The sequence below is a fragment of the Roseateles sp. P5_E1 genome (assembly GCF_054049335.1).
The window spans coordinates 323,376-346,321 of record NZ_JBFUMN010000003.1 but is presented as its reverse complement, the minus strand read 5'-3'; the positions used below and the strand labels follow the sequence as shown (position 1 = coordinate 346,321).

The following is a 22,946-nucleotide window of genomic DNA, read 5'->3' as shown; positions in this document are numbered from 1 at the left end:
CGCCTCGCCCGGCGGCGCCGCAGCAGGCCGCGGCCCCGGCGCCTGCCTCGCCGCGCGTGGGCTCCGAGGGCTATGGCCCGCACATCGAGCGCGCGTTGGCGGGCAATGACGCGGCAAAGGCTTGGAAAGCGGTGCAGTGGCTGAAGCTATGTGCGTCGAACGTGCAGTGGCGCAGCCACCTCGAAGCCATGCGCGACCAGGGCGTGGCGCAGGAGAGGATGACGCAGAGGATGATCGCGGCCGATGCCGATGCGCGGCGCTGCCAGACCGTCAATGCCCAGCACCAGGCGCTGCTGGCCGAGCTTGCCGCGCAGGCGATGCGTGGGGGCGTGCCCGAGGCCGCCTCGGCCTATGCGCACGCGGCCTCTGCGGCCGACCTCTCCGCCCAGCAACGGCAGGAAGTGGCCGAGGCGATGCGGCGCGACGCCCGCGCGGGTGACGAGATGAGCCTGGTCAACGCGGCGACGTCCAATGCCGCCTGGGGGCTGAGCGATGCCGAGCGGCTGAGTTTCCTGCTGGCCTATGGCATGTTGGACCCGTATGCGGGAGAGATCGTGGTCGATCGCTTGCTGACTTCGAACGCCCTCGAGCTGGCAACACCACCCACCCAGGAGCAATTGGCGGCGGCCAGGCAGGCGGCGCAGCAGCTCGTCGACCGCGTGCGCGCCGGCAAGCCGTCCTGAGGCGCTCAGAGCAGGCCGTTGCCGACATAACGAAGCAGGTAGCCCTGCTCGTCGGCCAGGACGGACAGAGATCTTCGTGCCGGTGCGGATCGGCTGAAACATCTCGACAGCAAGGCGGCAGGCGCCACCCCGTACCTGGCCCGCAGCGCCCTGCCGCGGGCCCTTTCTCATCAGAGCTCCAGCCGGTGAAAACTCACGCGGCCGCCTGCCGGCCGGCCGGTTGCGCTAGGCTGCGTGTCATCTCACCGACTGCGGAGACCGCCCTGGAGATCTTGCTTGAACTGCTGCTCGAACTCGTCTTCCAGGTCTTCGGCGAACTGCTCGTCGAACTCGGCCTGCATGCCGTGGCCGAGCCTTTTCGCAAGCAGCCCAGCGTCTGGGTGGCCGTGCTCGGCTATGTGCTGCTGGGCGGCATCGTCGGCGCGCTGAGCCTGTGGCTGATGCCCCAGCACCTGACGCGCGATGGCTGGCCCCGCCTGGCCAACCTCGTCGTCACGCCCGTGATCGCCGGTTTCGCAATGACGCTGATGGGCCTGTGGCGATCGCGCCGTGGTGACCCCGTGCTGCGCATTGACCGCTTCGCCTACGGCTATCTGTTCGCGCTGACGGTCGCCGTCGTGCGCTACAACTTCGCGAGCTGAGCCGCCATGGACGCCATTCGCTGGGTTCTCATCCTCATCGCGGTTGGCGCGGCAGCTGCCGCCGCCCTATGGCTGGGCCTGAGCGAGCCGCCAGCCAACCCGGCCTTGCCCTCCCAGCCCACAACCGTGGCCGCCCTGCCCGCCACGCCGCCCCTGGCGGCTTCAGCAGCCTCGACAACCATCCGCGCGGTGGCGCGCGCCGCCTCCGCAACGGCTTCGCCGACACCCACCTCCGCAAGGCCGGCCGCACCGCGCATCGGCTCGGAAGGGTACGGCCCGCACATCGATCGTGCGATGGCCGGCGACGATGCGGCGGCCGCCTGGGAGGCGGTGCGCTGGCTGCGGCTTTGCGCGTCGAACGAGACGCGGCGCAACAGCTTCGAGACCGTCCGCAACCAGGGGATATCGCCGGAAATGATGACCCAGATGATGATGGAGGCCGATGCCGAGTCGAGGCGCTGCCAGACCGTGACCGCCCAGCACCGCGTGATGCTGCCGGAACTGGCCTCACGGGCGGTGCGGGCCGGCGTGGCCGAGGCGGCCTCGGCCTTTGCCGCCGCGACCTTCCCCGGCGACCTGACCGCTGCGCAGCGCCAGCAGGTGGCCGAAGCGATGCGGCGTGACGCGCTCGCCGGTGACGGGCTCAGCCTCTTCAATGCGGCGACGTCGAACCCCGCGTGGGGACTGAGCGATGCCGAGCGTTTGAGCTTTCTGATGGCCTACGCCGAACTGCCCGATCACCCTGAGGCGAAGGGCGCGGCCAAGTCGCTGCTGGAGCGGGGTGCGCTTCACCTGGCAGCGCCGCCCACGCCGCAGCAGATAGCCACGGCCAGGGAGGCTGCGCAGCAGATCCTTGCGCGCCGGCCTGCTGGCGGCAAGCTCTGAGGTCGCTCAAGGCATGCCGTTGTCCACGTAGTCGGCAAACCCCGGCCGCGCGCTCAAGCGCTGCAGCCAGGCCTCCACCGCCGGCAGTTCCACGCGCTCGATCGGCGCGTTCTTCCAGCGCTGGGCCGACAGGCCGAGCACGACGTCGGCCAGCGTGAACTCAGGCCCGGTCACGAAGGCGCCCGTCTTGGCGAGCTGCACTTCCAGCATGCCCATGTGCTTGTTCCAGTTCGCCACGCCTGCAGTGATGGCCTCGGGCGTGGCCGGCTGGCCGCGCACCAGCGCCATGAAGGCGACGCGCCAGCTGTTGTTCAGCTCGCCGGCCTGCCAGTCCATCCATTGCTCGACCCTGGCGCGCGCCTGCGGCTCGGTCGGCAGCAGCGTGGTTGCGTAGAGCTTGGTGGCGAGATAGCGGCAGATGGCATTGCTCTCCCACAGCACGAAGTCACCATCGATGAGCACGGGTATCAGGCCGTTGGGGTTCATCGCCAGATAGCCCGGCTCCTGCGGCGAGCGAAAACCCGCCCCCCAGTCCTCGCGGTCGAGCTCGAGATCGAGCTGCGCGGCGGTCCACATGACCTTGCGGACGTTGATGGAGGTGAGGCGGCCGAGGAGACGGAGAGCAGGCATGGGAGATGCGGGCGAGTCAACGGAGCCTGCAGTGTCGGTTCAGAAGTCGGCCCATTCACCATCGGCCGCCGCCGGGGGCTTGACGACGGCCGGGCCGGCGGCAGGCCTGGAGGGCACGCGCGGCTCGACGGGTGCCTGTCTGCGCACGACGGCCTTGACCGCCGGTCGCGTCGACGGCCGGCTCACGGGTGGCGAGGGCTTGCGTGGCCGGGGCGCCGGCACGACCGCATGAGCCTCGTGCGCGAGCCGGAAGACCGCCACCGCCGCCACGAGCTGGCGGGCCTGCTCCTTGAGGCTCTCGGCGGCGGCGGCGCCTTGTTCGACGAGTGCGGCGTTCTGCTGCGTGGTCTGGTCCATCTGCATGACCGCTTCGCCGACCTGGGCCACGCCGCTACTCTGCTCGCCGCTGGCGCTGCTGATCTCGCCCATCAGGTCGGTGACGCGGCGGATCGCGTCGACCACTTCGGTCATGGTCGAGCCGGCCTGGTCCACCAGCACTGTGCCGCGCTCGACACGCTCGACGCTGGCCATGATCAGCAACTTGATCTCCTTGGCCGCCTGGGCGCTGCGCTGGGCCAGCAGGCGCACCTCGCCGGCCACGACCGCGAAGCCGCGGCCCTGCTCGCCGGCTCGCGCGGCCTCCACCGCCGCATTCAGCGCAAGGATGTTGGTCTGGAAGGCGATGCCGTCGATGGTGCCGATGATGTCGGAGATGCGCTGCGAGCTCTGCTGGATGTCTCTCATCGTCGCCACCACTTCGTTGACGACGGCGCCACCCCGCACGGCCACCTCGCTGGCGCCTTGTGCCAGCTGGTTGGCCTGACGGGCGTTGTCGGCGTTCTGCTGCACGGCCGAGCCCAGCTGCTCCATCGACGCCGCCGTCTGCTCCAGGGCGCTGGCCTGCTCTTCGGTGCGGCTGGACAGGTCCTGGTTGCCCTGCGCGATCTGGGCGCTGGCGATGGCCACGCTGTCGGAGTTGGCGCGTACGGTGCTCACGATGAGGGCCAGCGCCTCCTGCATGCGCGCCACAGCAGCCACGGTACTCGTCGTGTCTCCTGACCGCACCGGTACCGGCTGGGCCAGGTCTCCATCGGCCACGCGCTGCACGGCATCGCTGAGTTCGCCCGGCTCGGCACCAAGTGCGCGGCTCAGGCTGCGCGACAGTGCCCAGCCCACGAGACCGCCCAGCAAGGCCATCGCGACCGCGCCGCCCAGCATCTCCATGCCGCTGCTGGCGGCGACTTGGCCGGCATCCTTGGCGAGCTGGTTGGCGACTTGGCTCTGCAACTCGATGGAGTCATCGACGGCCTTGAAGATCGTGCTCTGCCGGGCACGCACCTCGCCGGTCAGCATCGCAGCGCCCTCGGCTGTCTTGCCCTCGCTCGCCAGCGCCAATACCTGGTCCAGCCCGTGCCGGTAGGCGGGCGTGTTGTCGGTGATGAGCTTGAGCAGCGCCCGGCTCCTGGGCTGCGCGAGCGCCTTGTCCAGCATGGCGAGCGACTCGTCGGTGGCCGCACGCATCTCGCCGATGCGCTTCACCTCGGCAGCACGGACGGTCGCATCGGTCGTCAGCAGCACATTGCGCACCGCGCGAGCGCTCGTGTTGAGGTTGTCCTTGATGTCGGCGAACTTGTCCATCTTGGGCATGCGATCAAGGGCCAGCTCGTCGACCTTGGCGGCCAGCGAGCCCATCCGCAGCATGCCGAAGACGGCGATCACAAGGCCGAGCAGCACCGCCGAGCCGAAACCCAGGGCCAATCGGGTGGAAACCTTGAAAGCATTGAAGTTCATGGCTTGACCTCGTCGAAGGAGTCGAGCGGCTGGCGACATCGTCGACTCAGCCGGAAGTCGGTCGGCAGGACGCCGTTGTCCGCCTGCACCGCGCTGCGCCTTGGGCGGCGCTCGCTGAAGGGCGCCGCTGCTGGGCTGCCCTGCAGAGCCAGCATGACAGGGATCTTGAGGCGCTGCAAGCTGCACTCCGTGCCTCGGCCGTGCCTCCGGATAGGCACGGGATCTGCCTGCGGCCACACGGCGGCTAGCTAGCCCTGTGTCGCCGACTGCTGCGCGCGGCCCGCCTCGGTCAGGGTCACCGTCCAGCGGCCCGCGTCGTCGCAATGCAGGCTGACCCAACCAGGCCCGGCCACGCCACCGAGCCGGGCGTCACTCAGGGCCGTGAACTCGCGCAGCAACTCGCTGACGCGGGCGTCCAGGCGCTTGGCCAGGCGCGTCAGCGGCACGGCCTGGGCGCCATCGCCCAGCTCGCGCAGCAGGTCAGGCGGCGTGCGCACTCAGCACGACCGGGATGGACTTGGACGTCGGCGTGCGCGCGGTGACGGAGAAGCTCTGCAGCGGCACCAGCGGGTTGGTCTCGGGGTAGTAGCTGGCCAGGCAGCCGCGCGGGATGTCGTATTCGACGAGCAGGAAACGCTCGGCGTGGCGTTGTTGCACGTCGCCGCCGGCCTCATCGATGTAGAGGCTGGTGATGTCCACCCAGTCGCCGGCCCTCATGCCGAGATCCTTGATGTCATCGGCGTTGATGAAGACGACGCGCCGATGACCGTAGACGCCGCGGTAGCGGTCGTCATGGCCGTAGATGGTCGTGTTGTACTGGTCGTGGGAGCGCAGCGTCGTCAGCGTGAAGACGCGAACGTCGCGCTGGCGCTCGGCAATGCGCTGCACGGCCAGATCGGTGGGCATCGCATGCGTGCTGAACTCGGCCTTGCCGCTCGCCGTGGCCCAGATGCGTTCGCTGGCGGTGTTGCGCAGGCGAAAGCCGCCGGGCGCCTTGATCTTCTCGTTGAAGCCGGCGAAGTCGGGCAGCACGGCCTCGATCTTGTCGCGGATGGCGGCGTAGTTGCTGGCCAGGGCCAGCCAGGGCGTGCGGCTCTTCGTCAGCGTGGCAGCGGCCATGCGTGCGACCAGCATGGGCTCGGAGATCAGGTGCTCCGAAGCCGGCGCATTCATGCCGGCCGACAGGTGCACCATGCTCATCGAGTCTTCCACCGTGACGCCCTGCGGGCCGCTGGCCTGCACGTCGATCTCGGTACGGCCCAGCACCGGCAGCACCAGGGCCTTGCGACCGTGCACGACATGGCTGCGGTTGAACTTGGTGGTGATGTGCACCGTCAGCTCGCACTGGCGCAGCGCGCGCCAGGTGGCGGCCGTGTCGGGCGTGGCGGCGGCGAAGTTGCCGCCCATGGCGATGAAGACCTTGCCCTGGCCGTCAAGCATGGCCTGGATGGCACCCACGGTGTCATACCCGTGCTCGCGCGGCGGCTCGAAGCCGAACACCTGGCCCAGCTTGTCCAGAAAGGCCGGCGCGGGCTTCTCGTAGATGCCCATGGTGCGGTCACCCTGCACATTGCTGTGGCCGCGCACCGGGCAGGCGCCCGCACCGGGGCGGCCCAGGTTGCCGCGCAGCAGCAGCAGGTTGACGATCATCTGGATGGTCTTGACCGAGTGGCGGTGCTGGGTGATGCCCATGCCCCAGCAGGCGACGACGCGCTCGCTCGTCGCGTAGATGTCGGCGGCCTGCACGATCTGCTCGCGTGTCAGGCCCGATGCCGCGACCAGCGGCTCCCAGGGCTGCTCGCGCAGCTCGGCGATGAAGGTCTCGAAGCCTTGGGTGTGCTCGGCGATGAAGGCCACGTCCAGCACGCGCGGCTTACCGGCCGCCAGCGCGGCATCGTCCAGTTCGACGACGCGCTTGCACATGCCCTTGAGCAGCGCGAAGTCGCCGCCGACCTGGAGCTGGAAGTAGTGGCTGCTGATCGGCGAGTCGCCCAGCGTCGCCATCTCGATGGCGTTCTGCGGGTCGGCGAAACGCTCCAGGCCGCGCTCGCGCAGCGGGTTGAAGCTGACGATGCGCGCGCCGCGCTTGCGCGCCGCGCGCAGCTCGCCCAGCATGCGCGGGTGGTTGGTGCCCGGGTTCTGGCCGAACACGAAGATGGCGTCGGCCTGCTCGAAGTCGTGCAGCGTGACCGTGCCCTTGCCGACGCCGATGGTCGGCCGCATGCCGGAGCCGCTGGGCTCGTGGCACATGTTGGAGCAGTCGGGGAAATTGTTGGTGCCGTACTCGCGCACGAACAGCTGGTAGAGGAAGGCGGCCTCGTTGCTGGTGCGGCCCGACGTGTAGAAGATGGCTTCGTTGGGATCAGGCAGCGCCTGCAGCTCGCGGGCGATCAGCGCGAAGGCGGCGTCCCAGCTGGTGCGCTGGTAGCGGTCGGTCTCGGCGTCATAGACCATGGGCTCGGTCAGGCGGCCGGTGGCTTCCAGGTCGTAGTCCGACGCCTCGGCCCATTCCTTCAGCGTCTTCGCGGCTATGACCTCGGGCGTTGCGCGCCGCGCGGTGGCTTCGGCGGCGACGGCCTTGGCGCCGTTCTCGCAGAACTCGAAGGTGGAGCGGTGGTCGCGGTCGGGCCAGGCGCAGCCGGGGCAGTCGAAGCCGTCGGTCTGGTTGGCATGCAGCAGCGTCTTGGCGCCCTTCACGGCCACGCCCTGCTCGTTCAGGTGCTTGGCCACGCTCTTCAGCGCGCCCCAACCGCCGGCGGGGCCGTCGTACAGCTCGATCTTTTGTTCGCTCATGTCAGTGGTGCCCGGCCGCCCGAAGCCGCTGACGCACCCCCTCGGGGGGCAGTGAGCAGCGCGAACGTGGGGGCTGTAAGGTCATACACCAAGAAAAAGGCCCCGCGCCTTGCACAGGCAGCGGGGCTTGTCAGCCTAGCAGGACCAGATCAGTTGAAGAACTTGCCCACGTTGATCAGGGTCTTGTACACGCCCCAGGCCAGTGGGATGCCCACCGCGGCCCAGGCCAGCGCCACCACCGCGGGCGAAGTCGCGGCACTGGCGCCCGACCCCGAACCCACCTCGGCAGCCGCAGCGCGCTCGTGCGCCAGACGCTTTTCCTCGGCCAGCTCGGCCTCGGTCATGAAGTGCTTGTCGGCCACCGGACGGATCATCAGGTTGGCGATCAGGCCGACGACCAGCATGCCCACGAGGATGTACATGGTCTGGTTGTAGACCTGCTCGCGCGGCAGGCCCAGCTCCAGCTGGTAGTCGCGCATGTAGTTCACGACGACGGGGCCCAGGATGCCGGCCGTGGCCCAGGCCGTCAGCAGGCGGCCATGGATCGCACCCACCATCTGCGTGCCGAACAGGTCGGCGAGGAAGGCCGGCACGGTCGCAAAACCGCCGCCGTACATGCTCAGGATGACGCAGACCGCGCCGACGAAGGCGAGCTTGGAGCCGGCGGCAGCGCTGCTGGGGATGCTGGCATACATCAGCCCGCCAAGCAGGAAGAAGACGACATAGGTGACCTTGCGGCCGAGCTTGTCCGACAGGCTGGCCCAGAAGAAGCGGCCACCGATGTTGAACAGGCTCAGCAGCGCCGTGAAGCCGGCGGCCACAGCGGCGATCTTGGCCAGTTGCGCCTTGTCCAGCTCACCGAACTTGGCCGTCAGGCCGATCAGCGAACCGCCGAAGACTTCCTGCAGCATCGGGCTGGCCATGCCGATGACGCCGATGCCGGCCGACACGTTCATGCACAGCACGATCCAGACCAGCCAGAACTGCGGAATGCCCCAGACCTTTTTCACGTGCACGTGGCGCTGCGTGATCATGGCGTTGCTGCCCTGGGCGACCGGTGCGGTCCAACCGGCCGGCTTCCAGCCCGTGGGCGGCACGCGATAGCCGAATGCGCCGCCGATCATGAAGACGAAGTAGACGAGGGCCATGACGATGAAGGTCTGCGTCACGCCGACGTCGGTGGCCGTGGCGAAGGTCTTCATCAGTTCGGCCGCCAGCGGCGAGCCGATCATGGCGCCGCCGCCAAAGCCCATGATGGCCATGCCGGTGGCCAKGCCGCGCTTGTCCGGGAACCACTTGATCAGCGTACTGACCGGGCTGATGTAGCCCAGGCCCAGGCCGATGCCACCGATGACGCCGCTGCCCAGGATCATCAGCCAGAACTGGTGCAGATGAATGCCCAGCGCCGAGATCAACATGCCGCCGCACCAGCACAGGGCCGACACGACACCGGCCTTGCGCGGTCCGGCGCGTTCGAGCCAGCCACCCCAGATCGCCGCGGAGCAACCCAGGAAGACGAAGAACAGCGTGTACATCCAGCCCAGCGTCGAGACCTTCCAGTCGCAGCCACTGACGAAGAGTTCCTGGAAGAAACCCACGTCGGCGCCGCACTTGATCGCCTCCTTGATGCCCAGGGCCTTGGACAGCGGCAGCCAGAACACCGAGAAGCCATAGGCCATGCCGATGCACAGATGGATGGCGAGGGCCGCCGGCGGCACCAGCCAGCGGTTGAAGCCGACGCCGGCAATGGTTCTTTCCTTGTCGAGCCAGCCCGCACTCCGACCCGGACCGGGTACGGCATCCAATCCCACTGAAGACATGGTGTTCCCTTCGACGTTGATGTGAATCTCGTGCGCAACCACCATCAGCCCGCCCGAGGCGGCGCAGGATACGGGTTGCTTTGTGACGAGTCCGCCGTTGAAGTGGCGATCTAGGGAAAAACCTAGCGCGTCGTGCGGAAAATCCGGGCAGATGGCACGGTTGGATGGGCGGCTATCCTGCTGCGCCATGCGACGCGTATTGATCATTGACGACCACCCCGGCGTGGGCCAGGCGCTGGAACTGCTGCTGTCCCTGCACGACATCGAGGCCAGCATGGCCACCAGCCCCGAGGAGGGCCTGGCCCTGCTGGACAAGCGCGCCTTCGGCCTCGTCATCCAGGACATGAACTTCACGGCCGACACGACCTCGGGTGAGGAAGGCGAGCAGCTCTTTCGTGCCATCCGCGCGCGCCGCCCCGACCTCCCCGTCATCCTGCTGACGGCCTGGACACGGCTGGACGCGGCCGTGGCCCTCGTCAAGGCCGGCGCGGCCGACTACCTCGCCAAACCCTGGGACGACGCCAAGCTGATCGCGACCGTCGAGAACCTGCTGGAGCTGGGCGAGGCCAACCGCGAAATCGCGCAGCTGCGCGAGGCGCGGGCGGCCAGGCGCGCAGCGCTGGCACGGCGCTACGACCTCGCCGGCCTCGTGTTCGGCTCCGATGCGATGGCCAATTTGCTCGAACTGGCCGGCCAGATCGCCGCGGCACCGGTGCCGGTACTGATCACCGGGCCGAACGGCGCCGGCAAGGAACGCATTGCGGCCTTCGTGCACACCAATTCAAGCGCGCATGACGGTCCTTTCGTCGCGCTGAACTGCGGCGCCCTGCCGGCCGACCTCATCGAGGCCGAGCTGTTCGGCAGCGACAGCGGCGCCTACACCGGTGCGGCCAAGGCGCGCGTGGGCCGCTTCGAGGCGGCCGATGGCGGCACCCTCTTCCTCGACGAGATCGGCAACCTGCCGCTGGCCGGCCAGGTCAAGCTGCTGCGCGTGCTGGAGACGGGCCAGTTCGAGCGCCTGGGCTCGAGCAAGACGCGCCAGGTGCGGGTGCGCGTGCTGAGCGCGACGAATGCCGACCTGCGCGCCATGGTCAAGACCGGCGCCTTCCGCGAAGACCTGTTCTACCGCCTCAACCTCATCGAGCTGAAGCTGCCGCCCCTGGCCGAGCGCCGCGACGATGTGCTGCCGCTGGCTGAACACTTCCTGGCCGGCCGGGCGCGTTTGAGCGAGGCCGCGCGCGAGGCCCTGCTTGCCCACCGTTGGCCCGGCAATGTGCGCGAACTGAAGAACGCCGTCGAACGCGCGGCGCTGCTGTGCCAGGGCGGTGAGATCACGCCGGCCCTGCTGGGGCTGGAGGAAGCCAATGGCAATGGCGGGGGCGCCTGGCGCAACCTCGACGAGCCCAGCCGCGAGGCCGTCGTCGCGGCGCTGAACGCGGCAGGCGGCGTGGTCAGCCGCGCGGCCAGCCAGTTGGGTCTGTCGCGCCAGGCGCTGTACCGGCGGCTGGAGCGTTATGGGATAGACCTTTGATGCCGCTGTCGCTGCGCGCACGCGCACTGCTGGCACTCGGCGCGGCGGCGGTCGTGCCGCCCCTGGTCATCCTCGGCGTGCGCCGAGCGGGCCTGGATGCAGGCATCGCGCTGGCCGTGGCGGTGATCGTCATGCTGCCGCTGATCGGCTGGTTGGCGGCGTTCTGGCTGACGCCGCTGCTGCGGCTCACGCGCGCACTCGAAGGGGCCGTGCTGAGTTACCGGGACGGCGACTTCAGCCTCAATCTCGCGCCAGACGGCCCGCGTGAGCTGATCGAGCTGACGCAACTGCACGCCGAGCTCGGCCTGGCCCTGCGCGAGCAGCGCCAGCACCTGGCCCAGCGCGAGCTGCTGCTGGACACCGTCGTGCAGAACACGCCCGTCGCGCTGGTGCTGACGGCGCCGAGCGAGCGCATCGCCATTGCCAACCTGGCCGCACGCCAGTTGCTGGGCGACGGCCGCAGCCTGACCGGGCTGGACTTCACCACCGTCATCGCCCACCTGCCGGAGGCGCTGCGCGAGGCCCTCGCCGGCGACGGCGACCGGCTTTTCGCGGTGACGCTCCCCGATGGATCGGAGGAAACCTTCCACCACAGCACGCGCACATTCAGGCTGCAGGGCCAGCCGCATCGGCTGCGGCTGCTGCGGCGCATGACGCGGGAGCTGTCGCGGGCCGAAGTCGCGACGTGGAAGCGCGTCATCCGCGTGTTGAGCCACGAGCTGAACAACTCGCTGGCGCCGATCTCGTCGCTGGCCCACAGCGGCGCGGAGCTGGCGCGGCGCGGCAACACCGAGCGCCTGCTGCAGGTACTGGCCAGCATCGGCGAGCGCGCGGCACATCTGCATGTCTTCCTGAGCGGCTACGCGGCCTTCGCCAAGCTGCCGGCACCGCGCCGCGCCGCGGTGGACTGGTCGGCCTTTATCGCGCGGCTGGCGACGCTGGGCGAATTCCGCGTCGAGGGCGCGCCGCCCGATCAGCCCGGCTGGTTCGATGCGGCCCAGATCGAACAAGCCCTGCTCAACCTGATCAAGAACGCCCATGAGTCGGGCAGCGACCCCGACGAGATCCTGCTGCGCCTGGCCAGCCAGGGCGACGAGCTGCGCATCGAAGTGCTGGACCGCGGCCCCGGCATGAGCGAGGCGGTGCTGGCCCAGGCCTTGCTGCCCTTCTACTCCACCAAGCGCTCCGAACCCGGCTCCCAGGGCGGTACGGGCCTGGGGCTTGCGCTGGCACGGGAGATTGCCGAAGCCCACGACGGCCATATCGCGCTGGCCAACCGGGACGGTGGCGGGCTGCGCGTGACGATCCGGCTGCCAGGGCGCGCCGTCCTGTCGAATGGGGATGCCAAGACAAGCAATTAGTGACAGAGTGCACAACTTGTTTCAGCGGGCCACCGCCGGCTCGCTGCCTTGGGAGCCGTGCCATGTCTCTTCGTGCCTTGACCCTGCTGGGTCTCGCTTCCCTCGCCTGCACCGCCCAGGCGCAGTCGCAATACCGCGTCTTTGCCGAGGCCTACAGCGGCTACTACAACAGCATCCAGACAACCAGCCCCGTCTTTGGCCTGGACGCCGGCGGCAACCCGAACACCGTCTACGGCAGCGTCTATTACGGCTCCGACTACCGCAGCGGCGCCGCCTACGATCAAGCCACGCCCCTGCCCAATGTGACGGCCGGTGGCGTCTGGGCGGGTGACGCCAGCCAGGGCATGACGCCCGTCACCGCCAATGCCTACGGCATGACGGACTGGGGCAGCAACCACGCCAGCGCCTCGCTGGCCGGCTTCACGCCGGTGAGCCAGAGCTACGACGGCCAGTTCGTCGTCGGCGCGACCAGCTGGCCCATGCACGTGGAAAGCAACAACCTGACCTATGCGGTCGGGCGCTCGGCCTGGGAAGAGCTTTACCAGATCGGCGGCGGCACCGGCACGGGCACCTTCACCGGTACCATCCACATCGACGGCAGTCTCGCCGGCATCACGACGGGCAATGGCGGCGCGTCCATCGACTGGTCGCTGCGCTCCTTCTCCAACCAGGTCGTCGCGTCGGTCTACGCCTCCTACGACGCGGGCTCGGACCACTGGAACAAGAGCGTCTACAGCGACGGCCTGTGGACCTACACGGATGGCAACGGCACGCTGACGATCAACGAGGATGTCATCGGCAGCTACAGCTTCACCTATGGCACGGCGCTATACCTGAAGTCCGAGCTGAGCACGAGCATCAGCGGCAACGGTGCCGCGGACTTCTCCAACACCGTGCAGTTCACGGGCATGCAGTTGCCGCAGGGCTCGACGGTCTATGTGATGTCTGGCGCCGCTGCGGCGGACTACGGCATCAGCTTCGCCGGCAATGGCAGCGGCACGATCTGCCAGAACCTCGCCTGTGCGACCGGTGGCGGCTTGCCGATTCCCGAACCCGAGACCTATGCGCTGCTGCTGTCGGGCCTGAGCGTCATCGCCTGGGTGGCGCGTCGCCGCCGCTGAACTGAAGCCCCTCGCCCGCGGGTACGCGGTCGGGACCACGCTGCGGCTTGAGCCGCAGCGCTTCGGCAGGCACATCACGCCCACTGGGCGTGATGTGTCCGGCCTCAGCCCCCCAGGGGACGGCGATGTGCTTGCCGGCTCGACCGGCAAGCACATCGCCAACGGCGGGCCGGCTAGGTGAACTGGAGTCGGACACAAGCAGTCCCTGCGGACTGGTTGTGCCTACGGAAGGCCATGGGCCTCTGGCCCATGGCAGGCCCGGCGCTCGGCCCGCAAGCTTCATAGGTCAGATCAGCAGGGCCGCCAGGCCGCTGAAGCTGAAAAAGGCCAGGCCGGTCGACGCCAGGATGATGCGCGCGATGCGGCCGTTGTCTGCGCCGTAGCGCTCGGCCAGCAGCGACACATTGCTGGCGCTGGGCAGCGCGGCCGCCAGCGTCAGCGCAACCAGCTGCGGCCAGGCCAGCGGCGCCCCCAGCCAGCGCGCCGCGGCACCCAAGGCGAAGACCAGCGCCGGATGCAGCAGCAGCTTGATGGCGGCCACGGGCAGGTAAAGCGCCGCCGGCGTCACACGGCCGGCCTTGCGGTTGGCACGGCCCGAGCGGCTGAGCACCGCGCCAATGGAGAACAGCGCCACCGGCGAGGCCGCATCCCCCAGCATGGCAATGACCTTGGCCAGCGGCCCAGGCAACACCAGGCCGCTGACGCCCAAAGCCGCACCCAGGGCAATGGACCAGGGCAGCGGATTGGAAGCGGCCGCCTTCAGCGCCTGCACGAACGCCGCCCGGCCGGCATGCCCGCTGGCGCCAGCCTGGGCCAGGGCGATGCACAGCGAGCTCGTCACGAAGAGGTCGGCCAGGATGGTGCTGACGACAGCCCCGCCAGCGGCATTGCCCAGCAACGCGACGATCAGCGGCACGCCCATGAAGCCGGTGTTGGGGAAGGCCGCCACCAGGGCGCCAAAGGCCGCGTCCTTCATGCCCACTCGCTCGGACAGCGTCGTTGCCACCGTGAAGAAGACGATCAGCAGCGCCGAGCTGAGATAGACGCCGAGCAGGGCCGGGTTCAGCAGCTCCAGCAGCGGCGTGTCGCGCCCGAAGCGGAACAGCAGGCAGGGCAGCGCAAAGAAAAGCACGAACCCATTCAGGCCGGGAATGGCGCTGTCCGGCAGCAGACCGCGCTCGGCGGCCAGCCAGCCGCACAGCACCAGCGCGAAGAACGGAAAGGTCGTGGCGAGAACGGCAAGCATTGTCCGGGGGCGAGTATCCAGGGCCGTGAGCGAATGCGCGGACCGGCCCGCTTTGTAACAAAGGGGGATGGCAGCCCCCTGGGGTCACCCCTAATATGCCGCGCCATGCGCATGCCCAATCTCTCCCTGCCACCGCCAGCCGCCGCCGCGCCCCTGGACGAAGGGCAGGCGCTGGGCGTGTGGCGGCTGGAGAAACCGCTGGCCGACGGCGAGCAGGCCCATGCCGGCCAGTGGTACAGCGCCCACCATGCAATGGCCACGGAGCAGAAGGCGGCCGTCCTCGTGCTGGACCGCAGCGACCAGGGCGCCGGCGTCATGCTGCGCTACGCCGACCAGGCCGGTGACCTCGCCAAGCTGCAGCACCTCCACATCGCCGTGCCCAGCGACAGCGGCGTGACACCCGATGCCCACCCCTATCTGATCGTCGAGGGGGAGCATGGCGAGCCGGTGCTGCCGCAGTTGCACCAGTTGGGGCTGCGCCAGCGCGTCGAGTTGCTGGTGCAGCTCTGCGAAGCCCTGCGCTCGGCCCACCAGCAGGGCTGGCTGCTGGCCGAGATCGACCCCGCCATGATCTGGCTCGGCCCCGAAGGCGGCGTGCGCCTGATGGGCCTGGGCCTGACCAAGATTCCCGACCCGACCGACCCTTTCGACCGCGGCCTGAGCCTCGGCGCTTCGCCGGCCTTCGTGGCGCCCGAGCGCCGCAACGGCGAACCACCCACTCTCGCCAGCGAGATCTATGGCCTGGGCGCCCTGGCCCGCGTCTTCATCTGCGGCTGGGAGGACACACCCCGGGGCTTGGCGCCGCTGCGTGGCAGCGTGGCCGAGGCCTGGCCGCTGATGAAGTCGGCGCAGCAGATCAAGCTCGATGCCCTGCTGCGCGGCACCATGGCCGAATCGCCCGAGCTGCGCACGCGCGGCGCCGAGGGCCTCGCCGACGAACTGCGCGAGTGGCTGGGCCTCGCCCCCCCACGCAGCGCCGGCGGCGCTGCCGAACCCGGCCCCGCCGTCGAAGCCAAGGCTCGAGCCGCCTGGTGGAAGCGCTGGCTGTGGCTCGGCGCCGCGGCCGGTGTGGGCCTGCTCGCCATGGCGGCCCACGTTTCGGAGCCGTCTGCCCCCACGGCCGGCACCCGCGGTCTGCCCCAGGGTTGAGCTTTCCGGACGTTGGCTAGGGATGTCGCCGCAGCGGCCCCTCGGCCAACATGCGCGCCCTACCAATGCTGGAGCACCGCCATGGCCCGTTCTCTCCTTGCGCCTTTCGTCGCCGTCGCGCTGTCGCTGGCAACCTCGGCTGCGATGGCCGCCGGTTTCAACACCGATGCCGAAGGCTGGACCACCAGCAACGGTGGCGCCCAGGTCTGGATGGCCAGCGGCGGCAACGGCGGTGGCTGGCTCCAGGTCACCGACATCACGGACGACGACTTCCTGCTGAACGCGCCCACTGCCTGGTTGGGCAACTGGTCGGCCTTTGCCGGCGGCACGCTGTCCTTCGACGCCAGGAACATCAACGGCGATGCGCCGGACTGGGCGCCTTTCGGTGAAGTGACCATCATCGGGGCCGGCGGCGGCGTGGTGTTCGACATGGTGGCCGCGAACAACCCGCCGGCCGATGGTCAGTGGCATCACTACAGTTTCGTGCTGCCGTCCTGGCAGGTGCTGGCCAACGTGACCAGCCTGACGATCAAGGGCGAATTCCATGCTGGCGTCACCGAAGTGGTCGGCATCGACAACATCCAGGTCACGGCCGTGCCCGAGCCCACCCACGCGGCACTGCTGCTGGGCGGCCTGGGGCTGCTGGCGGCGCTACGGCGCAGGCGCTGAACCCGTTCAGCCGGCCCGGGTTGCCCGCGATGCACGGCCTTCGGGGCTCGGCAACAATGCGCGCTTCTCCGGAGGTTTCATGGCCCGCCCGCTGCTTGCGCCGTCATACGCGACCCGTTTTGTCCCGATCCCTGCCGGCTTGAACCGGCGGGCGTGCTGATGGCCGCGGTCGGGGCCGCCCCTGCCACCCAGGGCCTGATGGGCCTGGGCGAACTGCAGCTCAAGCTGCCCGCCACCAAGACCCAGTGGCTGGCCCTCGCGGCCGGCGTCGGCTTCGGCCTCGTGGGCGCCGAGCTGGCCTGGCACCACCCGCTGTCGGGGCCGCTCGCACTGGCTGCCTGGGGCGCCGCTGTGCTGCTGGCGGCGCTGTTCTGGGTCAAGACGCCCGTTCTTGTGCTCGCGCCGCTGCCGCTGGTCGGCCTGGCCCCCTGGACCGGCTGGATCAGCTTCGAGGAGATGGACCTGCTCGTCACCGCCTGCGGCTGCGGCGGTTATCTGGCCTATGCGCTGCAGCTGAACGCGCGCGACCGCGCGCCGGCCTGGCGCCACGGCCTCGTCTATTCGCCGGTCGTCGTCGTGCTGATGATGGCCCTGGCGCTGTCGGCGGCCTGGAGCATCAGGCGCGGTTTCGCCGACGCCGGTGGCTTCACCTTCGGCTGGTTCCATGGCTATCACGAGGCGATGAACTCGGTGCGCAACGCCAAGGCCATCTTCCTGGCGCTGGCCCTGCTGCCGCTGTGGACGGCCGCAGCCACCGCGCGTCCAAGAGGTTTCTCGCGCGGCCTGCTGCTCGGCCTGGTGCTGGCCCTGGCCGGCGCCAGTGCCGCCGCGCTGTGGGAGCGCCTGGCCTACCCCGGCGTGCTGGACTTCTCGACCGACTACCGCACCACGGCCCTCTTCTGGGAGATGCATGTCGGCGGCGCGGCCCTGGACGGCTTCCTGGTGCTGACCCTGCCCTTCGCTCTGCTGGCCCTGCTGCGCACGCGCTCGCCCTGGCGCTTTGCCATCGGCCTGGTCATCGCCCTGCTGGCGGCCTATGCCTGCCTCACCACTTTCTCGCGCGGCGTCTATCTGGCGTTGCCGCTGGCTCTCGTCCCCATGGTCATGCTGGCCGATGCCCAGCGCCGCCGCGCCGCAGCCTCGGGCCCGGAAAGCAGCCAGATCGACAGCACGCTGGGCGCTGTCGACGAGCCGCTGCCGCGCCTGGCCAAGGTCGGGGCGCTTGCCATGGCCGGCGCCTTCGCGCTGGCGGCCGCTCTGATATTCGGCAGCGGTGGCTACCGCGGCCTGCTGGCCCTGTTCTTTGTCATGGTCATCCTGCTGGCCATGCCGGCCAGCCTGTGGCTGCCCACCTTGAGCCAGCGGCTGACGGCGCTGATCATGGGCGGCCTGCTGGCCCTGTTGCTCGGTGGCGCGAGCTGGGCCTTGTCCATGGCCGTGCCGAAGGCGGCCTATGTGCTCAACGTCGTCGCGCTGCTGTGCTGCGCCGCGCTGCGCTGGCGCGACCAGCCGGGGCAGGCACGGCCCCTGTATGTGCTGCTGGTCGCGACGGCCTGGTTCTGGCTGCTGGCCACCATGGTCATCGTGGCCGACTACTGGAGCGGCACCACGGGCCGCTGGACGGCGCTGGCAGCAGGCCTGGCTCTGGCCGGCGTGTGGGCGGCCATGCTGGTGGAGCCGCGCCTGTGGCCCTTGCAGGGCAAGGACAGCCACGGCGCCGCGGGCTGGCGCAAGCGCGCCCTGCTGGTTGCCGGCCTGCTGATGGTGATGGCCATCGTCGCGGCCCTGGGCGGCGGCGCCTATCTGCGTGACCGGGTGGCCACCTGGAAGGAGGACGGCCAGACCCGCCTGACGCATTGGCGCGAGGGCCTGCACCTGCTGCACGGCGGCCGCCAGTGGCTGCTGGGCAAGGGCGCGGGGCGCTTTGTGCCGAGCAATTTCTACGAGGGCCCGGTCAGCAGCCAGGTGGGCGACTACCGGCTGCGCCACGACCCGACCGAGTCCTATCTGGCGCTGGCCGCCGGCAAGCATGCGCTGGGCCGCGGCGAACAGTTCCGCGTCAGCCAGCGCATCACCGCACCGGCGGCCGGGCCTGTTGCCATCACCCTGGTGCACCGCACGGCGGCCGACGCGAATCTGGTGCTGCAGATCTGCGAGAAGAACCTCATCTACCCGGACAACTGCCACAGCGTCGAGCCGATGCTCAAGCCGCTGCGGGCCGAGGCGCCGGCGGAAGGCGGCGCCGAAGCCACGGCGCCTGCCGCGGCAACAGCCGGCATGGGTGCCTGGCAGACCAGCGAATTCAAGCTCGGGCCGGTGCCAGCGCTGGGCGGCGACTGGTGGGCCCCGCGCTTCGTGACCTTCTCCATGGCGCTGGACACGCGCGCGGCGCGCGTCGACATCGCTCGCATCGCGATGCAGGACGCCCAGGGGCGCCAGCTGCTGGTCAATGGCGATTTCAACCGCGAGATGGCACGTTGGTTCTTCTCCAGCGACCGCCACCACCTGCCCTGGCATATCAAGAACGCGGCCCTGCACGTGCTGTTCGAGCAGGGCCTGGTGGGCCTGGCCCTGCTGGGTGGGGCCTACCTGCTGGTGCTGGTGCGCCTGAGCTTCGGCCGCGGTCGCGACCATCCGCTGGCGCCGGCTATCGTCGCCGCGCTGATCGGCTTAGGTACCGTGGGCGCTTTCGACAGCCTGCTGGACGTGCCCCGCGTCGGCTTCGTTTTCTTCACGCTGCTGCTACTGGGGCTGGGGCTGCGGGCCTTGCCAGGGGAAGGGGTAGCGCGAGTGGCATGATGTGCGCCCCTCGTCCAAGGTGTACCTTGGCCGGTCCCCCTACGGGACGGCGATGCTTGCGGCGTTGAACCGCAAGCACATCGCCAGCGCGGGCCGGCTTGGGAGCGGCCCGTCGCTCGGCCCGCAAGCAGAGCCGCCACCAAAGACATGTCATCCCCGCCCGCCGCTGGCCTCAATCCGGCCCAGCTCGAAGCCGTCTACCACCTGAGCGGTCCCTGCCTCGTTATCGCTGGCGCGGGCTCGGGCAAGACGCGCGTCATCACGACCAAGATCGCGCAGCTGCTGGTGTCCGGCTACCGGCCCAGCCAGATCGCCGCCATCACCTTCACGAACAAGGCTGCGCAGGAAATGCGCGAGCGGGCCAAGGCACTCGTCGGCAACAAGGCAGCCAAGGACCTGGCGATCTCGACCTTCCACTCACTGGGCGTGCGCCTGCTGCGCGAGGAGGGCTCGCGGGTCGGGCTGAAAGAGCAGTTCTCCATCCTCGACAGCGACGATGTGCTCAACGTGCTGAAGGACGCCGGTGGCACGACGGACGTGAACCAGGCGCGGCGCTGGCAGTGGACCATCTCGCTGTGGAAGAACCAGGGGCTGGACGCGGCCCAGGCAGCGCAGGTGGCCAAGGACGAGGATGAACGCTCGGCCGCCGCCGTCATGGTGCGCTACCAGGAGCGCTTGGCCGCCTACCAGGCGGTGGACTTCGACGACCTCATCACGCTGCCGCTGAAGCTGCTGACGACGCACGCCGAAGCGCGCGCGAAATGGCAGGACAAGCTCCGCTATGTGCTGGTGGACGAATACCAGGACACCAACGCCGTGCAGTACGAGCTGCTGAAGGCGCTGGTGGGCGAGCGCGGCATGTTCACGGCCGTGGGCGACGATGACCAGTCCATCTATGGCTGGCGCGGTGCGACCATCGAGAACCTGAAGCGCCTGCCGATCGACTACCCCAAGCTGAAGGTCATCCCGCTGGAGCAGAACTACCGCTCCACCGGCAGCATCCTGCGCGCGGCCAACAACGTCATCGCCGGCAACCCCAAGATCTTCGAGAAGAAGCTGTGGAGCGAGTTCGGCGACGGCGAGCCCATCGCGCTGCTGGAGGCTGACGGCGAGGAGCACGAGGCCGAGCGCGCCGTGGCGCGCATCCAGCAGCTGCGTGCCGATGGCAAGGGACCTCAATACCGCGACTTTGCGATCCTGTACCGCGCCAACCACCAGGCACGCATCTTCGAGCAGGCCCTGCGCCGCGCCCAGATCCCCTACAAGGTCTCGGGCGGCCAGAGCTTCTTCGACAAGGCCGAGATCAAGGACCTGTGTGCCTGGCTGCGCCTGCTGGTGAACCAGGACGACGACCCGGCCTTCCTGCGCGCCGTGACGACGCCCAAGCGCGGCATCGGCCACCAGACCTTGGGCGCCCTGGGCACCTTCTCGGCGCAGTGGAAGTGCAGCATGTTCGAGGCCCTCTTCTCCGAGAGCCTGGCCACTTCGCTGACCAAGCGCGCCCTGGACGGCCTGCACGAGTTCGGCCGCACTGTGAACGAGCTGCAATACAAGGCCAAACATACCGAAGGCCACACCGCGGCTCACGCCATGCTGACGGAGTGGCTCAAGGACATCGCCTACGAGGCCCACCTGCTCGACAACGAGGAGAACGAGAAGGTCGCGCAGGCGCGCTGGGGCAATGTGCTGGACTTCGTCGACTGGATCGCTAAGCGCTGCGGCGGCCAGCACAGCGAGGAAGGCGGCGTCAGCTTCACCGAACCCAAGCAGAGCGTGCTGGACGTGGCGCAGACCATCAGCGTCATCCTGTCGCTGGCCGAGCGCGGCGAAGACCAGGATCAGGTCACGCTGACCACGCTGCACGCATCCAAGGGCCTGGAATGGCCCCACGTCGTGCTGGCTGGTGTCAACGAAGGCCTGCTGCCTTTCAAGCGCGAGGAAGCCGAGCTGACGGCCGAGGCGCTGCAGGAGGAGAGGCGGCTGATGTACGTGGGCATCACGCGGGCGCGCACGACGCTGGCCGTGTCGACGTTGCGCCGGCGCAAAAAAGGCCGCGACACCGTCGTGGGCATTCCCAGCCGCTTCCTGGCCGAGATGAAGCTGCACGAGGGCAGCACCCGCGAGGATCCCCGGGAAAAGCTCAAGCGCATGCGCGAGGAACTGGCCGCCAAGGCTGCCGCTCGCGCATCTTCAGCAAGTCAAGACTGAAGCGCTCATTCGCGGGGGTACCCCCCGAGCGCGTGAAGTCTTCACAACCTCGCCACGGTAGGCTGCGAACAATGCGATCCAGCCCTTCTTTCCGGTGAGCCTGCACATGAAAGCCCTGGTCCTTGCTGCCGTCCTCGCTGCCCTGAGTTCCTCGACCCCGGCCGGCGCCACGCGCGAAGCGCGCCAACCCATCGTCGACACGACGACGGCCACCGTGATTGCCGATGCCGGCCGTCTCGGCTCGGCCAGCCTGACGTCGTTCAACGGCAACGCCCACTGGACGCCGGCCAACCGCCAGGCCGAAACCGAGTTCGACGCCCTGCCCGCCGAGGTCGACACGGGCTCGCTGCTGATCGTCCTGGGTGCTCTGGCCCTGGCAGTTGCGCGCCCCGTGAGCCGCGCCCTGCGTCGCCAGGAGCAACAGCGCCGTGCCGCGGCACTGGCCAGCACCCTCGCGCACACGCCGCGGTAAAACTGCCCCTCGCCCAGCCACGCCCTACTGAACGCAGGCGTGCCTGATCGGTCTTGCAGACCGCGCTGCGGCAGTGCCGCAGCTCTTCGGCAGGCACATCGCGCCCACCGGGCGCAATGTGTCCGGCCGAAGCCCCCGAGGGGACGGCGATGCTTGCGGCATCGAGCCGCAAGCACATCGCCCAAGCGGGCCGGCTCGGTGAACTGGAGTCGGACACAAGCAGTCCCTGCGGACTGCTTGTGCCTACGCAAGGCCATGGGCCTCTGGCCCATGGCAGGCCCAGCGCTCGGCCCGAAATACCTCAGTCCCCAACAACCGTTTTCAGTGAATTGCTTCACAGGCGGCACACCGGCCTGAGGGGGGTGGTTTCGCGAGTGTGAACTCTGCACCCGGCGCGGGGCAGAGCTGGCTAAAGAATCGCGGCCAGTCATCACACCGCCTGCCCCCGCCCATGAAACGCGCCCTGTCCCTGCTTGCCCTGATTGCCTTCGGCAGTTCCGCACTGGCCGCCCCCGCGCCAGTGAACCTGCTCGTCAACGGCAGCTTCGAGAGCACGGCCGTGGCCAACGGCAACTGGGTCAACGTGGTCACCACGCCGGGCTGGACCTGGCTCGGCGGGCCCGGCAGCGGTTTCGAAGTCCGCAACAACGTCGCCGGCACGGCCCAGGACGGCCGCAACTACCTCGAGCTCGACACCAACGGCAACACGCTGATCGGTCAATACCTCGACAACCTCAGCGCTGGCGCACGCTATGAACTGAGCTTCTGGTATGCACCGCGCGAGCTCCAGGCCGCGTCGACCAACGGCATGCAGGCGTTCTGGAACGGCGTGCAGCTCGGCGCCACCCTGAGCGGCCTCGGCGGCAGCGGCAATCAATGGACCGAGGTCAAGTTCAGCCTGACGGCACAGGCCGGCCGCAACCTGCTGAGCTTCGCATCCGTGGGCACCAGCGACGGCCTGGGCGGCAACCTCGACAACGTCAACCTGAACCGCATCCCCGAGCCCGGCAGCCTGGCGCTGACTTTCGCCGCGCTGGCGGGCTGCCTGCTGCTGCCGCGTACGCTGCGCCGCCAGGCCGAGGCGCGCCGCGCCACGGCGCTGGCCGCCGCGCTGACGGCCCCCACGCCGCGCCCGCGCTGAGCCGCT

19 protein-coding genes are annotated in these 22,946 nt (G+C 69.3%); 12 read left to right on the top strand and 7 right to left on the bottom strand.

Annotated features, from left to right (window positions below):
• The 3 genes from ACXJKJ_RS05850 to ACXJKJ_RS05840 form a co-directional block, all read left to right on the top strand.
• Nucleotides 1-683, top strand: a 683-nt coding sequence (locus ACXJKJ_RS05850; RefSeq protein WP_457389441.1) for a hypothetical protein, incomplete at its 5' end; no start/stop codon positions are given.
• A gap of 272 nt (nt 684-955) precedes the next feature.
• Nucleotides 956-1,324 carry a hypothetical protein gene (locus ACXJKJ_RS05845; RefSeq protein WP_457389440.1) on the top strand — a complete coding sequence of 123 codons (369 nt, stop codon included), beginning with the start codon at nt 956-958 and terminating at the stop codon, nt 1,322-1,324.
• Nucleotides 1,325-1,450: 126 nt separating this feature from the next.
• Nucleotides 1,451-2,209 (top strand): hypothetical protein, encoded by a 759-nt coding sequence (locus tag ACXJKJ_RS05840; protein WP_457389439.1) that lies wholly within the window; start codon nt 1,451-1,453, stop codon nt 2,207-2,209.
• Between the two features lie 6 nt (nt 2,210-2,215).
• On the opposite strand, the gene ACXJKJ_RS05835 is transcribed toward ACXJKJ_RS05840, so the two are convergent.
• From ACXJKJ_RS05835 to ACXJKJ_RS05810, 6 genes are all read right to left on the bottom strand, one after another.
• Nucleotides 2,216-2,839, bottom strand: a complete 624-nt coding sequence (locus tag ACXJKJ_RS05835) for a glutathione S-transferase family protein (RefSeq protein WP_056205458.1) — start codon at nt 2,837-2,839, stop codon at nt 2,216-2,218.
• Between the two features lie 39 nt (nt 2,840-2,878).
• Complete coding sequence (locus ACXJKJ_RS05830) at nt 2,879-4,630, bottom strand: methyl-accepting chemotaxis protein (protein WP_457389438.1); 1,752 nt, start codon at nt 4,628-4,630, stop codon at nt 2,879-2,881.
• The gene (locus ACXJKJ_RS05825; protein WP_157282217.1) at nt 4,627-4,809 is read right to left on the bottom strand and encodes a hypothetical protein; all 183 of its coding nucleotides are present in this window, start codon (nt 4,807-4,809) and stop codon (nt 4,627-4,629) included. The genes ACXJKJ_RS05830 and ACXJKJ_RS05825 overlap by 4 nt, the downstream gene beginning before the upstream one ends.
• Nucleotides 4,810-4,878: 69 nt before the next feature.
• Nucleotides 4,879-5,127: a hypothetical protein gene (locus ACXJKJ_RS05820; protein WP_457389437.1), complete on the bottom strand. Its 249-nt coding sequence runs from the start codon at nt 5,125-5,127 to the stop codon at nt 4,879-4,881.
• Nucleotides 5,111-7,423: an FdhF/YdeP family oxidoreductase gene (locus tag ACXJKJ_RS05815; RefSeq protein ID WP_457389436.1), complete on the bottom strand. Its 2,313-nt coding sequence runs from the start codon at nt 7,421-7,423 to the stop codon at nt 5,111-5,113. Before ACXJKJ_RS05815 ends, ACXJKJ_RS05820 begins: the two co-directional genes overlap by 17 nt.
• Before the next feature lie 149 nt (nt 7,424-7,572).
• Nucleotides 7,573-9,243: an OFA family MFS transporter gene (locus ACXJKJ_RS05810; RefSeq protein ID WP_457389435.1), complete on the bottom strand. Its 1,671-nt coding sequence runs from the start codon at nt 9,241-9,243 to the stop codon at nt 7,573-7,575.
• A 187-nt stretch (nt 9,244-9,430) separates the two neighbouring features.
• Here ACXJKJ_RS05810 and ACXJKJ_RS05805 point away from each other — a divergent pair, with 187 nt between their 5' ends.
• The 3 genes from ACXJKJ_RS05805 (at nt 9,431) to ACXJKJ_RS05795 (ending at nt 13,256) form a co-directional block, all read left to right on the top strand.
• Entirely contained in the window at nt 9,431-10,774 is a 1,344-nt protein-coding gene (locus ACXJKJ_RS05805; RefSeq protein ID WP_457389434.1) for a sigma-54-dependent transcriptional regulator, read from the top strand.
• A complete protein-coding gene (locus ACXJKJ_RS05800; protein ID WP_457389433.1) occupies nt 10,774-12,135 on the top strand; it encodes a sensor histidine kinase in 1,362 nt (453 codons plus the stop codon). Before ACXJKJ_RS05805 ends, ACXJKJ_RS05800 begins: the two co-directional genes overlap by 1 nt.
• 62 nt (nt 12,136-12,197) lie before the next feature.
• Complete coding sequence (locus tag ACXJKJ_RS05795) at nt 12,198-13,256, top strand: PEP-CTERM sorting domain-containing protein (protein WP_457320808.1); 1,059 nt, start codon at nt 12,198-12,200, stop codon at nt 13,254-13,256.
• Between the two features lie 286 nt (nt 13,257-13,542).
• On the opposite strand, the gene ACXJKJ_RS05790 is transcribed toward ACXJKJ_RS05795, so the two are convergent.
• A complete protein-coding gene (locus tag ACXJKJ_RS05790; protein ID WP_057298490.1) occupies nt 13,543-14,502 on the bottom strand; it encodes an AEC family transporter in 960 nt (319 codons plus the stop codon).
• A gap of 105 nt (nt 14,503-14,607) precedes the next feature.
• On the opposite strand from ACXJKJ_RS05790, the gene ACXJKJ_RS05785 reads away from it, so the two are divergent.
• The 6 genes from ACXJKJ_RS05785 to ACXJKJ_RS05760 all read left to right on the top strand — a co-directional run bounded on the left by ACXJKJ_RS05785 (nt 14,608) and on the right by ACXJKJ_RS05760 (nt 22,940).
• Complete coding sequence (locus ACXJKJ_RS05785; protein WP_457350538.1) at nt 14,608-15,651, top strand: hypothetical protein; 1,044 nt, start codon at nt 14,608-14,610, stop codon at nt 15,649-15,651.
• A gap of 81 nt (nt 15,652-15,732) precedes the next feature.
• A complete protein-coding gene (locus ACXJKJ_RS05780) occupies nt 15,733-16,320 on the top strand; it encodes a PEP-CTERM sorting domain-containing protein (protein WP_457320802.1) in 588 nt (195 codons plus the stop codon).
• A gap of 153 nt (nt 16,321-16,473) precedes the next feature.
• On the top strand, nt 16,474-19,119 hold the full coding sequence (locus tag ACXJKJ_RS05775; protein ID WP_457389432.1) for a hypothetical protein: 2,646 nt from the start codon (nt 16,474-16,476) through the stop codon (nt 19,117-19,119).
• Nucleotides 19,120-19,266: 147 nt separating this feature from the next.
• Nucleotides 19,267-21,327 (top strand): ATP-dependent helicase, encoded by a 2,061-nt coding sequence (locus tag ACXJKJ_RS05770; protein WP_457389430.1) that lies wholly within the window; start codon nt 19,267-19,269, stop codon nt 21,325-21,327.
• A gap of 106 nt (nt 21,328-21,433) precedes the next feature.
• Nucleotides 21,434-21,799, top strand: a complete 366-nt coding sequence (locus tag ACXJKJ_RS05765) for a hypothetical protein (RefSeq protein ID WP_056205481.1) — start codon at nt 21,434-21,436, stop codon at nt 21,797-21,799.
• A gap of 451 nt (nt 21,800-22,250) precedes the next feature.
• Nucleotides 22,251-22,940: a hypothetical protein gene (locus ACXJKJ_RS05760; protein WP_457350543.1), complete on the top strand. Its 690-nt coding sequence runs from the start codon at nt 22,251-22,253 to the stop codon at nt 22,938-22,940.
• Nucleotides 22,941-22,946: the final 6 nt, after the last annotated feature.

Excerpts from the sequence above, each read along its gene's own strand:
- ACXJKJ_RS05800 (WP_457389433.1), top strand. The coding sequence starts at position 10,774 with ATGCCGCTGTCGCTGCGCGCACGCGCACTGCTGGCACTCGGCGCGGCG.
- ACXJKJ_RS05790 (WP_057298490.1), bottom strand. The coding sequence starts at position 14,502 with ATGCTTGCCGTTCTCGCCACGACCTTTCCGTTCTTCGCGCTGGTGCTG.
- ACXJKJ_RS05780 (WP_457320802.1), top strand. The coding sequence starts at position 15,733 with ATGGCCCGTTCTCTCCTTGCGCCTTTCGTCGCCGTCGCGCTGTCGCTG.
- ACXJKJ_RS05805 (WP_457389434.1), top strand. The coding sequence starts at position 9,431 with ATGCGACGCGTATTGATCATTGACGACCACCCCGGCGTGGGCCAGGCG.
- ACXJKJ_RS05830 (WP_457389438.1), bottom strand. The coding sequence starts at position 4,630 with ATGAACTTCAATGCTTTCAAGGTTTCCACCCGATTGGCCCTGGGTTTC.
- ACXJKJ_RS05760 (WP_457350543.1), top strand. The coding sequence starts at position 22,251 with ATGAAACGCGCCCTGTCCCTGCTTGCCCTGATTGCCTTCGGCAGTTCC.
- ACXJKJ_RS05770 (WP_457389430.1), top strand. The coding sequence starts at position 19,267 with ATGTCATCCCCGCCCGCCGCTGGCCTCAATCCGGCCCAGCTCGAAGCC.
- ACXJKJ_RS05795 (WP_457320808.1), top strand. The coding sequence starts at position 12,198 with ATGTCTCTTCGTGCCTTGACCCTGCTGGGTCTCGCTTCCCTCGCCTGC.
- ACXJKJ_RS05835 (WP_056205458.1), bottom strand. The coding sequence starts at position 2,839 with ATGCCTGCTCTCCGTCTCCTCGGCCGCCTCACCTCCATCAACGTCCGC.
- ACXJKJ_RS05785 (WP_457350538.1), top strand. The coding sequence starts at position 14,608 with ATGCGCATGCCCAATCTCTCCCTGCCACCGCCAGCCGCCGCCGCGCCC.
- ACXJKJ_RS05815 (WP_457389436.1), bottom strand. The coding sequence starts at position 7,423 with ATGAGCGAACAAAAGATCGAGCTGTACGACGGCCCCGCCGGCGGTTGG.
- ACXJKJ_RS05765 (WP_056205481.1), top strand. The coding sequence starts at position 21,434 with ATGAAAGCCCTGGTCCTTGCTGCCGTCCTCGCTGCCCTGAGTTCCTCG.